Source organism: Sorangium sp. So ce363 (assembly GCF_051520435.1).
Taxonomy (GTDB): domain Bacteria; phylum Myxococcota_A; class Polyangia; order Polyangiales; family Polyangiaceae; genus Sorangium; species Sorangium cellulosum_B.
Genome location: NZ_CP150333.1, coordinates 2,110,628 through 2,125,157 on the forward strand (window position 1 = coordinate 2,110,628; position 14,530 = coordinate 2,125,157).

General features: G+C 72.1%; 11 protein-coding genes. 7 read left to right on the forward strand and 4 right to left on the reverse strand.

Features of this window, described 5'->3' with window-relative positions:
* The first annotated feature begins 50 nt into the window (after positions 1–50).
* Positions 51–1,175 (forward strand): CAP domain-containing protein, encoded by a 1,125-nt coding sequence (locus tag WMF12_RS08205; RefSeq protein ID WP_437869870.1) that lies wholly within the window; start codon positions 51–53, stop codon positions 1,173–1,175.
* A gap of 172 nt (positions 1,176–1,347) precedes the next feature.
* Positions 1,348–2,178, forward strand: coding sequence for an alpha/beta hydrolase (locus WMF12_RS08210; protein WP_437869871.1), 831 nt, complete (start codon positions 1,348–1,350; stop codon positions 2,176–2,178).
* A gap of 51 nt (positions 2,179–2,229) precedes the next feature.
* On the opposite strand, the gene WMF12_RS08215 is transcribed toward WMF12_RS08210, so the two are convergent.
* Together WMF12_RS08215 and WMF12_RS08220 are read right to left on the reverse strand one after the other, a co-directional pair.
* A complete protein-coding gene (locus WMF12_RS08215) occupies positions 2,230–3,168 on the reverse strand; it encodes a hypothetical protein (protein WP_437869872.1) in 939 nt (312 codons plus the stop codon).
* Positions 3,169–3,216: 48 nt separating this feature from the next.
* Positions 3,217–4,911, reverse strand: a complete 1,695-nt coding sequence (locus WMF12_RS08220; protein WP_437869873.1) for a hypothetical protein — start codon at positions 4,909–4,911, stop codon at positions 3,217–3,219.
* 516 nt (positions 4,912–5,427) lie between these two features.
* On the opposite strand from WMF12_RS08220, the gene WMF12_RS08225 reads away from it, so the two are divergent.
* Positions 5,428–5,625, forward strand: a complete 198-nt coding sequence (locus WMF12_RS08225; RefSeq protein ID WP_437869874.1) for a hypothetical protein — start codon at positions 5,428–5,430, stop codon at positions 5,623–5,625.
* Positions 5,626–5,634: 9 nt separating this feature from the next.
* Entirely contained in the window at positions 5,635–6,837 is a 1,203-nt protein-coding gene (rlmN, locus tag WMF12_RS08230; protein WP_437745051.1) for a 23S rRNA (adenine(2503)-C(2))-methyltransferase RlmN, read from the forward strand.
* Here rlmN and WMF12_RS08235 read toward each other — a convergent pair.
* The gene (locus tag WMF12_RS08235; protein ID WP_437869875.1) at positions 6,815–7,600 is read right to left on the reverse strand and encodes a DUF5995 family protein; all 786 of its coding nucleotides are present in this window, start codon (positions 7,598–7,600) and stop codon (positions 6,815–6,817) included. The genes rlmN and WMF12_RS08235 overlap by 23 nt on opposite strands.
* Before the next feature lie 677 nt (positions 7,601–8,277).
* On the opposite strand from WMF12_RS08235, the gene WMF12_RS08240 reads away from it, so the two are divergent.
* Entirely contained in the window at positions 8,278–11,739 is a 3,462-nt protein-coding gene (locus WMF12_RS08240) for a nitric oxide synthase oxygenase (RefSeq protein WP_437869876.1), read from the forward strand.
* 157 nt (positions 11,740–11,896) lie between these two features.
* On the opposite strand, the gene WMF12_RS08245 is transcribed toward WMF12_RS08240, so the two are convergent.
* Positions 11,897–12,172 carry a hypothetical protein gene (locus tag WMF12_RS08245; protein ID WP_437869877.1) on the reverse strand — a complete coding sequence of 92 codons (276 nt, stop codon included), beginning with the start codon at positions 12,170–12,172 and terminating at the stop codon, positions 11,897–11,899.
* 476 nt (positions 12,173–12,648) lie between these two features.
* On the opposite strand from WMF12_RS08245, the gene WMF12_RS08250 reads away from it, so the two are divergent.
* Entirely contained in the window at positions 12,649–12,816 is a 168-nt protein-coding gene (locus WMF12_RS08250) for a hypothetical protein (RefSeq protein ID WP_437869878.1), read from the forward strand.
* A gap of 546 nt (positions 12,817–13,362) precedes the next feature.
* Positions 13,363–14,460: a hypothetical protein gene (locus tag WMF12_RS08255; protein WP_437869879.1), complete on the forward strand. Its 1,098-nt coding sequence runs from the start codon at positions 13,363–13,365 to the stop codon at positions 14,458–14,460.
* Positions 14,461–14,530: the final 70 nt, after the last annotated feature.

Here is a 14,530-nt window from a genome sequence, read left to right on the forward strand (position 1 = left end):
GCAGGGGCGGGCCGAGCTCGGACGGGCCCAGAGAACCAAGGAGCATGCATATGAGCGCTTTGCACAGGACGCTTGTCCTCGCCTTCGTCGCTGGCTGTTCTGCAGTCGGCTGCCTCGCCTCGACCGAGGTCGACGAGGAGCCGTCGGCGGAGCTGTCGGAGGACCAGTCCTCGCCGCTCGCGGGGGCGGTCTGCGATACCGCGTCGGAGGGCTCGGATGTGGAGCTCTCCTGTCCTGCCGGCGAGGTCATCACGGCGATCCAGTTCGCGAGTTATGGCAGGCCGCGCGGCGTCTGCGGCGGCTACGCGGCCACCTCGTGCAACGCGCCGACGTCGAAGGCCGTCGTGGAGCGCGCGTGCCTCGGAAAGGCGAGCTGCGCCGTGCGGGCGAGCAACGCGACCTTCTCCGGTGATCCGTGCAGGAGGACCGCGAAGCGGCTCTACGTGCAGGCGGCGTGCGGCCCCGCGCCGGGCAGCGGCGCGGGCGGCTCGACGAGCGGCACCGGAGGCGCGGGAGGCGCGGGTGGTGCGGGTGGCGCGACGAGCGGCACCGGAGGCGCGGGTGGCGCGGGAGGCTCGACGAGCAGCACCGGAGGCGCGGGAGGCTCGACGAGCAGCACCGGAGGCGCGGGCGGCTCGACGAGCGGTGAGGTCTGCGGCAATGGGGTTTGCGGCGCGGGCGAGGACTGCTCGAGCTGCTCGAGCGACTGCGGCGCATGCCAGGTGTGCAGCGGCGCCGGGCCCAGCACGACTCCGCTCGACACCGAGGAGCAGGCGTTCCTCACCATCATCAACCAGTATCGCGCGCAGAACGGCCTCGGGGCGCTCTCGGGCTGCACCTCGATGAACCGCGCTGCTCAGGGGCACAGCGAGGACATGCGCGATCAGAACTACTTCTCGCACACGAGCCTCGACGGCCGGACGCCCTGGACCCGCATGTGCAACGCCTGCTACGAGCTCGGCTGCGGGGGCACCGCCATGGCCGAGAACATCGCCGCTGGCAACTCGACGGCCCAGGCGACGTTCACGCAGTGGAAGAACTCGGACGGCCACAACAAGAACATGCTCGGCTCCGCCTACAAGGTCATCGGCATCGGGCGGGCGACCGGAGGCGGGACCTACGGGTCCTACTGGACCACGGTGTTCGGCGGCAGCTCCGAGGCGAGCTGCAATTAGGCCAGGCACCCGCGGCGGCGGCCGCCTGCTCGCAGCAGCGTGTCACGCGTGAGGCGTTCTGCCATGGCGGGGCGGCGCGACCCGGGAGCCGAGATGGCCCGGGCCGCGCCGCGCTCCGCAGCCGGAGAGCAGCGGCCGAGTGGCGGCCTGGTGATTGCTTCACACCGGGACGGTGGAACAGCAGACCTCCGCGAAAACACATGTCATCTATCTCCTTGGTCCGTACCGAATTCCCGGCTTCCACGGGGAGCGCAACGTGCGTGTCTACCTGCCCGACGAGGGAGCGCGTGACGGGCGGCCATCGCCTGTGCTCTTCCTGTTCGATGGGCAGAACGTCTTTCACGACGACCCCTCCTACAGCGGAGGGTGGCACCTTCACGAGGCCGTCCATGATCTCGCAAATCGAGGTCTCGAAGCGCCGGTCCTGGTGGGGATCGATCACGGCGGGCCCGAGCGGTTGACGGAGCTGTCGCCGTTCCCGGGCGACGGAAGCGAAGGGAAGCTCGCCGAGTATCTGGGCTGGCTCACCTCCGAGATCGTGCCGGCCGTACAGGAGCGCTTCGCGGTGAGGCGCGACCCGGCCAGCACGGCGATCGGCGGTTCTTCCATGGGGGGCCTCGCGGCGCTCTATGCTCATTGGCGTTGCCCCGACGTGTTCGGGGCCGCGCTCTGCATGTCGCCGTCGCTCTGGCTCGCCGAGCGCAAGATCTTCGACGTCCTCGAGTCTCTGGCCGTCCCGGCGAGCTCGAGGCTGTACGTCGACGCCGGCGCTCAGGAGGACGGGGGTTCGGTGCTGCGCGACGCCGCGCGGCTGGTCGAGCAACTTCGCCAGCAGGGCTACAGGGAGGACAACCTGCTGTTCTGCCTGGACGAGGACGGGACCCACTCCGAGGACGCGTGGCGCCGGCGCGCCCCGGGGGCGCTGCAATTCCTGTTCAGCGGGGACGCCAGGGAGCCGCAGGGCGGCGTCGGAGCGCCGGAGGGGTCGCAGCAGGCCGCCTGATCTGCTGCGCTTCGGCGCTCTTCACACCGGCGGCCCAGGCCCGACCGTCCCCTACCGCCGCCCCTTGCTCCGCTTGCGCGTCCCCTGGACGATGCGCGCCGCGTAGCGCGGTATCGGGGCGGTCGCGCCGAGCGCCGCGGACAGGCGGTCGACCTCCGCATCCGAGAACGACGCCTTGCGGAGCGCGGCGATCGCGTTCGCCACGACGTCGCGCGACTCGGGGCGCTCCGCCCGCGTCTTCTCCTCGAGCCAGCGCACGACCTCGGGGAAGCGGCCGGCGAGGGCCGCGATCTGCGCGGGCATCCCCTGCCGGAGGAGGCGCAGGCCCTGCAGCCGCTCGTCCGCGCGCGGGGAGCGATCCGACAGCACGAACGCCTCCTCGAGGCGCTCGACCACCTCCGCGCCTGCCGAGAGGCTGGCGAGCAGCGTGCGCTCGGCGAGCGCCTCGAGCGCGACGTACGCCTGCAGGTAGCCGTCGGTCCAGGACGAGAGCTCGCCGACAACCGCGTCGCCGCGCGCCGCGATGACGGCGCGGAGCGCCGCCACCACCCCGTCGCGCACGACGCGCCGCGGGTCCTCGGCCAGCTCCTCGAGCGCCTCGAGCGGATCGAGCCCGCCCTTCCCGCGGCGCGCGCCGCCCGCGCGCGGCGCCTGCCCCGCTCCGCCCGCCGGCGTGGCGCCCTTCACCGCGAGCGACGCGAGCGCCTGCGCCGCCACGATGAGCGCGTACTCCTCGGCGGTCGCGGAGAGCGCCCGCACGAGCCGCTCGGCCAGCGCGCCGCGGTCCGCGATCGCCGCGCCGACCGCCCGCGCGAGATCCAGGTTCACGCGCGGCAAGGGGGCGTTCGGCCCGAGGTCGGGGCCTGGCGCGCGCACCCCGCCGCGCCGGGCGGGCAGCCCGGAGCTCCGATCGAGCAGCGCGAGCAGCTCGGCCGGGTCGCCGCTCTGCACGGCGCGCTCGATCGCCGCATCGATTTTCGGGTTGCGCAAGGCGCCCGGGGGAGTCGCCCCCCGGCGCATATCCGAGGTGTCAGCCATTCAGAACCCCAGGGAAAGACCGACCTCCGGGGAGAGGACGGTGGTCACGGCAGGAAAGGTGAGGCTCGCGCGGAGCGCGAGGTTCAGCGAGAGGGCCTCGATCGGCGCATACGCAACGCCCGCGCCGACCGACGCGAACCCCTGGCCCGCTTGCCGGGTCGCGGTGAGCGTCTGTCGCCGAGCCTCGACTCTGCCGCTCGCTCCCGGCCTCGTGCAAGGGCTCGTCCTGTCGGCAAGGTCGGCCCCGCAAGCGGTCGCGTCCTCGAGGACCTCCACGTCGACCTCGGTGTCGACCTGCGCGACCCCGGCCGCGGCGAGCACGAACGGGCGCGCGCCGAGCTGCTCGAAGGGCCGCGCGCCGAGGAAGTACTGCGCGCGCGCCTCGAGGTGGAGCGGCAGGAACGAGGCGCCGCCCTCCGTCGTGCCGCCGGCCGCGAAGCCGACGCGGCCGCCGACCGTGAGGTTGTCGAGGACCAGCCGATCGTAGGCGATCGCCACCCGCAACGTCGCGAGCGCGAAGCCGAGGTTCACGTCGTTCGCGACGTCCGGCGTCGGCGTGCCGTCGTACCGGGTCCCGTCGCCGCGCAGGCACACGAAATGGTCGCTCCGCTGCGACGCGACGGTGCACACGTCCCGGCCGGAGAGCAGCGCGACGTCGGGTGAAAAGGTGAGGGTGACCCAGCTCCTCGGGACGTCCGGCGCAGCCTCCGCGGCGGCTCGCGTGACGCACGCGCCGCCGACACAGGCGAGCCCGCGGTCGCACTGCCGGTCGTCGAGGCACTGCCGCGGGCGCTCCTGCTCCGGGGCCGCGCACTCCGCCGGCGGAGCGTGGCCGGGCCAGCGGGGCGGCGCCGAGCTGATGCTTTCCCTGATCTGCGTGACCAGCGGGGCGTCGCGCGAGCCCGCGCTCGCGAGGATCGCGCCGTCCTCGTCGACGGCCGCGACGTGATAGAGGAGCTTTCCCGTCCTTCCCACTGCGGCGCAGGGCACGTTGATGCCGAACCCCTGGCCCCGCAGCTTCTTCATGACGAGGGAGCGGACCTCGCGCTCCCCGGGCGCCAGGTACCAGACGGTCACCTGCTTCACGCTGGGCAGCAGCTCGGCGGGGACCTCGGCATGGAGCGGGACGGGCGTGCGGACGCGCTGCTCGGGCATCGGCGCGATCTGGAGCTGCGCTTCCGCCGCGCCGGGCGCCGCGGGTGCCCCGGTCGCGCCGGCCGCCGCGGGCGCTCCGCCCGTTCCAGCCGCCGCGGGCGACCCGGTCGCCCCGGCGCCGGTGGCCGCGCGCGCCTGCTCGAACGCGGAGGAGACCTCCGGGGTCGTCAGATCCGGGTCAAGCTTCGCCGAGGGATCGACGCGGAGGGCGTCCGCGAAGGCGCCCCACGCGTCCTCTAGCCCCTTTCTGCTCTGAGCGAGCACGGTGCCCAGCGCGACCAGCAGCCTCGCCTTGACCGCGGGCGAGCAGCCCGACTCGCCGCAGGCGTCCAGCGCGGCCCGGAGCTTGCGCTCCGCCTGGGCGAACCGCGTCTCGAGGTAGTCGGTCCCCATCGCCTCCTTCAGGGCCGCCTCCGCCTGCGCGTTCCGCGGCGGAGCCTGCGCGGCCGCGGCGCCCGCAGCGAGCCACCCGGCGAGGCTCCCCGCGATCGCGAGGGACGCGCGCGGCGCGCAGGAAACAGGGCCGTGGCGTGCGGACATCGGCGCGCAACGTAGCCCACCGGTGTGTCCGCGAGCGCCAGAAAAGCTTGGGGACGGGAACCCCGCTCACCCGATTCTGGAATACGCCACGCGCAGGAGGGACAAATAATCCACAGGTTGTTCCCAGGTTGTGGAAACCCCGTGGGACCCTGGCAACTCAGTTGCCCGTCCCGCGCTGATCGCGGGGCGGCAGCCCCTCCAAGCCCCGGCGCCAGCCGAAGCCAGCCCGGGCATGGACGCGCCGCCCACACCGATGCAACCGATTTTGCTGCGATTTCTGGCGCTCCGTGGCCCGGCGCGCCTCCCAACTTCCGGGCGCTAAACTCCCTCCTTCGGAACCAATCTGCAACCCAAAAATCACGTTCCCGAGCCCGGTTTGACAGTCCACATGCTTGTCCACAGATTGGCCACCTGATGGCCCCAGACGGCGCCCAGGTTTCGTGTCGGATGGGGGGCGCCGGGCGAGTTCTCGCTTGTCTTTCGGGTGGCGATCGACATGCGATTGACAAGCTCGCGATGACCTGGGTGGGGGAGGCAGCGGGCGCCGGGGCTCGGCCGGAGCGCCCGGCGAGCGTCCATCCGGCGGACGCGCGGGCGCCGGGGCTCGGCCGGCCGGAGCGCCCGGCGAGCTGTCCATCCGGCGGCCGTCCGGGTGAGGCGGCCGCGCCGGGCGCGGTGTCGCTGGGCCGCGCGGCGCCGCGGCTGGCGTGCTAGCGGGTGCGCATGCGCGTTCCGGAGATCCCCGAAGAGATGGCGTCGCCCCTGCGCGCCGGCGACCCGCCGGCGCAGGTCGCAGGGCGCCCTCTGATCCGGAGGAGCGCGCGTGTCCCACGTTGGAGCGCGCGGCTCGCCGACCACGACGCGGCCTCGCTCGCGGAGCTGCTCCGCCGGGCCGGCGGCACGGCGTCGGCGGCGCGCGCGGTCTCCGGCAAGGTGGTGCGCCACGCCTTCGGCGCCGAGCCGGGCGCGCCGGTGCCTGCGCCGGCCTGGGACGCGCGCGCGCTCGCCGCCCTGGGCGTGGGGGCCTGGGCGCACGAGGCGCTGCTCGCGCTCGATCCGGCGCCGTCGCTCGAGATCGCCGAGCGGGCGCCGGCGCAGGACGACACGCTCCGGCTCGTCCTGCGCGCGCGCGACGGCGCGCTCATCGAGTCGGTGCTGATCCCGGGGCCCGCCCGCACCACGCTCTGCGTCTCGAGCCAGGTCGGCTGCGCCCGGGCCTGCTCGTTCTGCGAGACGGGGCGGCTCGGGCTCGAACGCCAGCTCGCCGCCGGCGAGATCGTCGATCAGGTCCGGATCGCCCGGGCGCTCGCGGCCGAGCGCGGCGGCGCGCCCCTCAGGAACCTCGTCTTCATGGGGATGGGCGAGCCGTTCGATAACCTCGGCGAGGTGCTGAAGGCCATCCGGCTGCTCACCGATCCGCGGGCCTTCCGGTTCGCGCCGTCGCACGTCACCGTGAGCACCGTCGGGGTGGCGGACAAGATCGAGCCGTTCTTCCGCGAGGCGCGGGCGGAGCTCGCCGTCAGCCTCAACGCCCCGGACGACGCCCGCAGGCAGGCGATCATGCCCGTGAACGCGCGCTTCTCGATGGCGGCGCTGAAGGAGGCGATCGCGCGGGCGTTGCCGCAGGGGCGGCGCGTGCTCTTCGAGTACGTGCTCTTCGATCGCTTCAACGACGCCCCGGAGGACGCGGATCTGCTCGCGGCCTACGTCGCCGGGCTCCGGTGCAGGGTGAACGTCATCCCCTGCAACCCCGGCCCGGATCCGGCGCTGCGCCCGCCGTCCGCCGCGCGGCTCGACGCCTTCGTGGCGCGGCTTTCCGGCCATGGCGTGACGACGCTGGTGCGACGGCCGCGGGGGCGCGACGTGGGCGGCGCCTGCGGTCAGCTCGCGGGGATGGCCCGCGTCAGGCAGCCAGAGCCAGCGTGAGGGCGGCGCCGCGGGCGAGCGGGGCCCCGACGCGGAGCGCCCCATGGCCCGCCGCGAACGTACGGGCGATCTTCCCCGAACGCTGGTCCATCCGGGCGAGCACCGCGCGCTTGCCCGTCTCGCCGGTGTGCCCGAGCGTCGCGAGCAAGGAGAGCAGGTCGGTCCATACCCGGTCGCGCCAGCGCCTCAGCAGAAACATCACGACGCTCGAGATGGCGCGCTCCACGTCCCGGCTGAAGGTCGCGATCCGGGCGAGCGGGCAGCCATAACGAGCGCGCAGGATTGCGAAGATTTCCGGCATCGCCGCCGCGAGAATTTCATTCACAAGGTCGTGGTCGTGACGGTAGCGGTCGAGAAGCCGGGCGTCCTGCGCCGCGCCGTGCTGGACGATGTTCCGGTAGAGCCCGAGGGCCAGGTCGTAGTTGATGTGCGCGTTGATGCCGAGCAGCCCGTGCACCGCCGCCGCCGCCCCGCCCGCGCTGGAGCACTGGAACGCGACGTCCCACGCCTCGACGCCCGTCGACCGCCCGTCCAGCGACGCCGCGAGGGCCGTCAGGTAGTACTCGCAGAAGATCCCCGCCAGGCGCGAGATCCACGCCGGCTCGAGGAACCAGCCATCCGAGCCATCGATCGCCTCTTTCACGCGGCGCGTGATCACGGCGTAGACGTCGGGGAACACCGCCCGCGGGTCGTTCCTCTCGCGCAGCCGCGCGGCGACGGTCTCCAGCGCGATCAGCGCCTCGGAGACGTTCGCCGGCGCCATCGTCACGCCCTTCAGGACGGGATGACGCGCGGTGGACGCCGCGGGACGGGACGCAGCCAATGACCGCGTCTGCTCGCTCCTCACCAGGGGTCGATCCGAAGTAAGGGTCTTCATGGCTGCGCTGAGCGAGCGAATTCAAGGATCGTGCCCGTATGTCCGGTCCGCAGTCGTACACAGCCACGAGATGTACGAGGGCATGTACAGCGGAGCTCGATCGTGCGTGATCACCGCCGGCATGCTCGTTCGCCAGATCTCCCTTCACATCGGATTTCCTGCGAATCCAACGGAGATCGCTCGCCCGTACATCCGGGCGAGCGCGCGAGGTCTCGGTGACGCCACGCGGCTACCTGCGGCGGACCGTCGCGCGGTGGCCTCGTCAGCGTCGTGTCCCCGACACGGTGCGAGCGCAGGTCGGGTACCAAAGTGCCCCATGAGGCAGTTTGTGACGCGCGGACGGGTCCCCTCCAGGCAAAATGCGGGATCCCCCGACGTCCGCGCACCTTGGTGACCTGGGGCGCCGGTGTGTGCTGCGTCGGGCGGGCGTTTTCGGGTTTCGGCCGGCCGGGTGATGCGCCGTATCCTGGCGCGGAGCGCTCCGCGCCTGCGCGCGGCCCTCGACGCCGCCTGGCGGCGGCGAGGGCGGTTGCGCTCCTCCGCGGATGCCCCTGCCGAGCACCATGAGCTTCCTCAAGATCGTCTGTTCCGAGCCCAGAAACGACCTCGCCTCCTTCCTCCAGTCGCTGCCGATCGAGCCCGCGGGGCCGGCCATCGCGCTCGTGATGGGCACCGCGGATCTCGCCTATCCGCTCGTGGCCGCGCGGACCTTCCTCGCGTCGGCGAGGGAGGTGGGCGCGTCGCACCTCCTCTGGGTGGCGCCGTACTTCCCTCCCTCGAGCCGGGTGGGGCAGCAGATCCGCGACGCCGAGGCGTCCCTGCGCGCCTCCGGCCAGGCGGTGACCACGGTCTGGCACGGACCTCTGCTGAGCGCGCTCAACCTCTGGCGCGAGGACATCCGGCTCCGTCGCACGCTGCCGCTGCCGCTGGGCGGCGGCGCGTTGCCCTGGGTGGCGCCCGCGGACGTGGCCCGCAGGGCGATCCGCGCGCTGGAGCAGCCCGGCGCGCCGGCGCCCGTCGTGTGCGGCCCCGCCGCCTCGGGCGCCGAGGTGGCGGCCGCGCTCTCCCGCGGCCTCCGCGCCGGCCTGACGAGCGAGCGCTTCGCCTGGCGCCGGTTCGAGGAGATCGATCGCGACCACGACCGCAAGCTCAGCGAGGATGAGCTCCTGCCGTACCTCACCGGCCTCGGGATGCGGGCCGACGAGGCGAAGGCGCTGCTCCTGGCCGCGGACACGACCGGGGACGGGACCGTCGACTTCGAGGAGTTCACCGCCGGGCTGCGGGGGCGGCTCGACAACCTGGTCCAGCAGCTGCTGCGCGAGGACCCGTTCGAGCTCCGGTACGTGGACACGCCGGCCGATCAGGCTGCGGCGGCGCTCGTCCAGACGGGCCTGCGGAAGGCGGCGGCCGAGGCGCTGATCGAGGGCTGGGCGAGCCTGGCCAGGGAGGGGATCCCCGCGGACGTCCGCGGGTCCGACGAGGCCTGGCTCGAGCTGCCGCCCGCGAGCGTCGATGCCTGGGCCGAGCGGCACGCGCTCGATTTCGTCAACGTCCACCTCCTGCCCGGGCAGGGGCTGCTCTCCCGGCGCGAGGGGGTCGTCGAGAGCAGCGCCGCGATGGGCGCCCTGGCCGGCAAGGAGGCCGCGATCTCGAAGATCGTCGACGGCGGCGGCCGCATCCTGTCGCTCTCCCGCGCGCTCGACGGGAGCGGCGTCTCGGCGCGGTGGCTCGACGCGCCCATGGAGAGCCTCCGGTGGGTGCCGTGCGGGGATCGCGACAAGCGACGCGCGCTGCTCCTGTCGAGCGGGCAGCTCACGGGGCTGCACGTCGAGGGGGAATGGAACGACCTCCCCTCGGCGATGCGGCTGCTCATGGCGCGCGGCCCGCTGCCCGGCTGGCAGCTCACGACGTTCCGGGAGCTCGGCGAGCTGAAGATCGACCAGCCCGCGGCGCTGTTCGAGCCGAACGAGGTCGTGTGCAACTGCGCCGGGGTCAAGCGCTGGCAGATCACGAGCCTCATCGAGGCCGGGTGCGCGACGCCCGCCGAGCTGTCGGAGCGGACGCGGGCGGGCCAGATCTGCGGCGGCTGCGCCCCGGCGGTCGCCGAGATGTTCGGCGGATCGAGCCTCCAGCAGGCCGAGGTGAAGGCCGCGCGGGAGCTCTCCCCCGGGATCTTCCAGATCACGCTCTCGCCGGTCGGCGGCGCGCCGGCGGCGTCGGTGCCCGGGCAGCACGTCCTCGTGCAGGGCTACCTCGATCGGCGCTGGGTGGCGCGCGCGTACACGCTCTCGGCGCCGGCGCGCGCCGGCGGCGACTACGAGATCACGGTGAAGCGCGAGGAACTCGGGGTGTTCTCGCGGTGGCTGTGCGAGCGCGCCGCGGCCTCGCTGCTGCGCGCGTCGGCGCCGAAGGGCAGCTTCGTCCTTCCGGCGCCGCCCGTGGAGCGGGTGGTGTTCCTCGCGGGCGGGATCGGCGTCACGCCGGCGATGGCGATGCTGCGGGCGCTCGACGGCAGGGCCGGCCGCCCCGACGCGCGGGCCTTCCTCCTCGACTGGTCGGCGTCGCGCGCCGCGGATTTCGCCTATTTCGAGGAGGATCTGCGCGCGATCGCCGGCCGTACGCCCGGCGTCGCGTTCCGCTTGCGCGCGACGAAGGCGGAGGGTCGGCTGTCCAGGGAGCAGGTGGCCGAGCTGTATCCTTACCGGCCGGGATCGCAGGCGCTCGTGTGTGGTCCCGATGCCTTCATGCGCGACGCGCAGGAGCACCTGCGCGCGGTGGGCTGGCCGCCGGACGCCATCCAGCGGGAGCTGTTCAGCTCGAACGTCGACACCGCCGGCGAGGTCCGCCCGACGCCGCTCCGGCGCGCCGGCGTGGCGCGGGCGGCCGGCGGGGTGTGTCCGGTCGAGCACGGGTCGTTTCACGTGACCCCCACCGCGCCCGAGGCGGTGCCGACCGAGGCCGAGGCGTTCCTGCGCCAGTGCTACGCGGAGCTCGGGGTGCCCTCGGCGGTGGAAGAGCGCTGGCAGGAGGTGCGGGCGAGCCTGGAGAAGCACGGGACGTACACGCACCTGCCCGACGAGCTCGCCTATGGCGCCCGGCTCGCGTGGCGCAACAGCTCGCGCTGCATCGGGCGCTTCTTCTGGTCGACGCTCCACGTGCGCGATCTGCGCCACCTGAAGACGGAGGAGGAGATCTTCCAGGCGCTGGTGGAGCACCTCGATCTGGCGACGAACGGGGGCGACATCCGGGCGACCATGACGGTGTTCAGGCCGGGTGAGCCGCGGATCCGCATCTGGAACGGCCAGCTGGTCCGCTATGCGGGCTACCGGCTCCCGGAGGGCGGCGTCCTCGGCGATCCGGGGAACGTGGAGCTGACGGACCAGGCGCTCGCGCTGGGCTGGCCAGGCGGGGAGCGGACGCGCTTCGATCTGCTGCCGCTGATCATCCAGATCGGCGACGGCCGGCCGAGGTGGTTCGAGCTGCCGCGGGAGAAGGTGCTCGAGGTGCCGATCGAGCACCCGCGGTATGCGTGGTTCGCCGAGCTCGGGTTGAGGTGGCACGCGCTGCCGGCGGTCTCCAACCTGGCCCTCGATCTCGGCGGGATCCAGTACACGGCGGCGCCGTTCAACGGCTTTTACATGGGCACCGAGATCGGCGCGCGCAACCTGAGCGACGTGACGCGGTACGACCAGCTGCCGCTCATCGCGGATCGCCTCGGGCTGGACCGGACGCGCAGCGACACGCTGTGGCAGGACGCCGCGCTGGTCGAGCTGAACGTCGCGGTGCTGCACTCGTTCCGGCAGGCCAAGGTGCGGATGATGGACCACCACACGCTCTCGGAGTACTTCAAGAAGTTCGAGCAGCAGGAGCGGCAGTGCGAGCGCCCGGTGTATGCGGACTGGACGTGGATCGTCCCCCCGATGTCGGCCTCGACCATGGCGGTGTTTCACACCAACATGGAGAACAAGATCCTGAAGCCGAACTACCTGTATCAGGACGATCCGTGGAAGGAGCGGAAGGGGTAGCGGCGAAGGCGCATCCACGAGCGGACGCCGGAACCTGGTCTGGTACCCGCCGTACGTCGTGGCCGTTGAGGAAGGGCGGATCCCGGCGGGGGCCCCGCTTTCTCGTCGCTGAGGGAGCCCACCTCGCGAAGGGCGCCCTGCGCGGCCGCGGCGCGCGTCAGCGGCGGGAGGCGCAGCGGAGACGGCCGTTGTCGTTCTCGATGTCTCCTCTGCACCTCCTCCAGTCTACCATCCGTGTATTGTGGAAGTTGCCCCTCCGATCCTCGCAGCGGGCGAACAGCGTGCCTCGCTCCGTCCGGACGTTCCTGCACGTCTTGAGATAGGAGCCGCGTGGCGGACGAGCCCTGTCCTGGGCTTGCACCACATCGCTGCTGGACAGCACGGCGGACAGCGAGAGCGCGCCGAGGATCAGCGCGACGAGCGTACTTTTCACGGTTCCCCCCTTGACACACCGCCCCGCAGAGCGATGCAGTTGAGGATTGTCTAGGGCGCGCGCTCCGGAGGCGCAATCCTGCTGGAACTGGGGCCTCGAGACTGAGCCAGAGCGTTCGAGCCGCAGAGGCATCGCGGTTGCAGAGGGGAGTGGAGAGCCGGAGCGCTGGTCTTTCTGTTCTCTCGAAGCGCTGATTCTCTATGTCGCCATGGATCGAGCTCTCTGCGTCTTCCAGGAATGTCGGCCTGCTCCTGCTCTGGCATGCGGGCGGCGCACGCTGATGGCGCGTCCAGTGCGCTGGGATGTGATATGCGAAGATGGCTAGACGGGGCAGGGAATGAAGACATCGCGCAGATCCTGGTCGGAGCCTGGCCTTCGCGCGCAGCTCATCGCGCTCATGGACACGGTGTTTCCCAGCCTGGCGCAGGTCATCGATCGAGCGCGCGCGCTCGGCGCCGCCGGCGCCGGTGCGGCGCGTGGAGCTCTTCGCCTGCCCGGACGCGCTCGGCATGGCGGGGACGGCGGAGCCGCACGTCTTCGTGGACGGCGACGATGCCATGGGCGGCGCGGGCGCGGCGCGGCTCATGGTGCGAGGGGCCTTTCCGGAAGGGCCGCTGATGCTGCCGCGGCCGTTCGGGTGCTGAGGAGCACCGGCCGCGGCGCTCTGCGGAGGGCCTGCTGTGTGCTGGACGCCGCGAGCCCCTGACCGAGCCACCGCTCCGAGGTCGCGAGGTCGGCGCACGCCTCGATGCGCGCCTCGTCCTCCGAGGCGAGCGGGATCTGCCAGTGTGACAGCGCGCGGCGAAGGGCTGCGCGTGCCTCGTCGAGGCGGCCGTCGAGGCGACCCTCGTCGGCCAGCCGCTGCCTCATCCGAGGATTGGCCGCGAGCAGGACCTCGAGGAGCCGTCGCTGCCGCGCGTCGATCTCCGGGTCGTCGGTCCTCGCGAACCTCCGCAGGAACTCCTCATGGATATTCGTCGAATATGGGCAGGTACTTTAGCATGCCAGCACCCATTCAAGCGGCCGGTGTTGTGATACCCAGCGGGCGAACTCGTCGAGCGGCTGCCGCTCGAAGCACGATGAAATGTGCAATTCTCGAAACAACCGGGCTGTTCCGTAAAGCGCCTGTTAGGCACGTTGCAGTCGATATCTCGCAATCAATGGCTTCGCAGAGTCGTTGAGATCATGTTATGCAGGTCGGCGTGAGAGCCTTATTGAAGATTGCGATTTGGGTCACGTCGGCTGCCGTCGGCTTGAGCAGCGCCGGTTGCGGAGACGAACACGCACCTGCGTCAGGAAGCCAATCCGGCGGCGGCGGAGGGGGGGGCGGCAACGCCCTCGGCAACGACGGCTTCGACAGCGACGGCCCCGGCAGCGACGGCCTCGGCTGCGGGGGCCGCGGCGGCGCGGCGGCGTCGTCCGCATCATCGAGCAGCGCAGCGGCGTCCAGCTCGGCCGGCGCCGGGGGAGGAGAGGAGGGACAGCGCGACAGGTTCGGGATAGCGATGCTGCGGCCCACGCTGCCTTCGGGCAAAGCGTGGTTCTCGACCTGGGACAACGGCGTCGCGCGCACCTTTTCGGGGATCGACCCGCGCGATGCCTGGTTCGACGCCGACCACGGCGATGCGTCCTATCGCACCGACGGCCGGGGCATTCTCAAGATCAGCGGCCGCGTCCCGCGGATGTACGTGCACGACCCCGCGCTCGCCGACCAATGGCGCGACGTCGAGGTGACGATGTATTTCCAGCGGGTGGCCGACGACGGGACAGCCTGGGGCGGCCTCGTCGCCGTGGCGCGCACCAACCACGGCACGATCGGCGACGAGGACGTCAACAAATGCGACACGCGCGGGATCGCCGCCCGCATGCGCTACGACGGGAAGATCGATTTCGAGAAGGAGATTAATCACCCCGCCTCCGCGGCCATCCTCAGCAAGAGGTACTGGGAAGGCGGCATGCCGAAGAATGTATGGATCGGGTACAAGCACCTCGTCTACGACCTGCCGAGCGGCGATGTGAAGCAGGAGCTCTGGATCGACAAGACCGACGGCGCGCGCGGAGGCACCTGGGTGAAGATCCACGAGCACGTCGACAAGGGGACCGACTTCGGCGTGGGCCGCCAGCCCTGTAAGCCGGGCATCGATCCCGCAATGAGGCTCACGCGGGCGCGGACCCGAGCGGGGTCGGAGACCGGCAAGCCCAACATCAGCGTCTATTTCCGGAGCGACGGGGTTGGCACCAACGGGCTCCTGTACAAGAAGGGCAGCGTCCGCGAGATCGTGCCCTGACGGCGCCCGCGCAGGAACGCACGAGCGGACGAGGTAGAGCGCGAGCGACCGGTTCCTGCGGGAGCGCCGG

Coding starts and splice junctions, on each gene's coding strand:
- WMF12_RS08225 (WP_437869874.1), top strand. CDS start 5,428: ATGACCTGGGTGGGGGAGGCAGCGGGCGCCGGGGCTCGGCCGGAGCGC.
- WMF12_RS08240 (WP_437869876.1), top strand. CDS start 8,278: ATGAGCTTCCTCAAGATCGTCTGTTCCGAGCCCAGAAACGACCTCGCC.
- WMF12_RS08220 (WP_437869873.1), bottom strand. CDS start 4,911: ATGTCCGCACGCCACGGCCCTGTTTCCTGCGCGCCGCGCGCGTCCCTC.
- rlmN (WP_437745051.1), top strand. CDS start 5,635: ATGCGCGTTCCGGAGATCCCCGAAGAGATGGCGTCGCCCCTGCGCGCC.
- WMF12_RS08255 (WP_437869879.1), top strand. CDS start 13,363: ATGCAGGTCGGCGTGAGAGCCTTATTGAAGATTGCGATTTGGGTCACG.
- WMF12_RS08205 (WP_437869870.1), top strand. CDS start 51: ATGAGCGCTTTGCACAGGACGCTTGTCCTCGCCTTCGTCGCTGGCTGT.
- WMF12_RS08235 (WP_437869875.1), bottom strand. CDS start 7,600: ATGGCGCCGGCGAACGTCTCCGAGGCGCTGATCGCGCTGGAGACCGTC.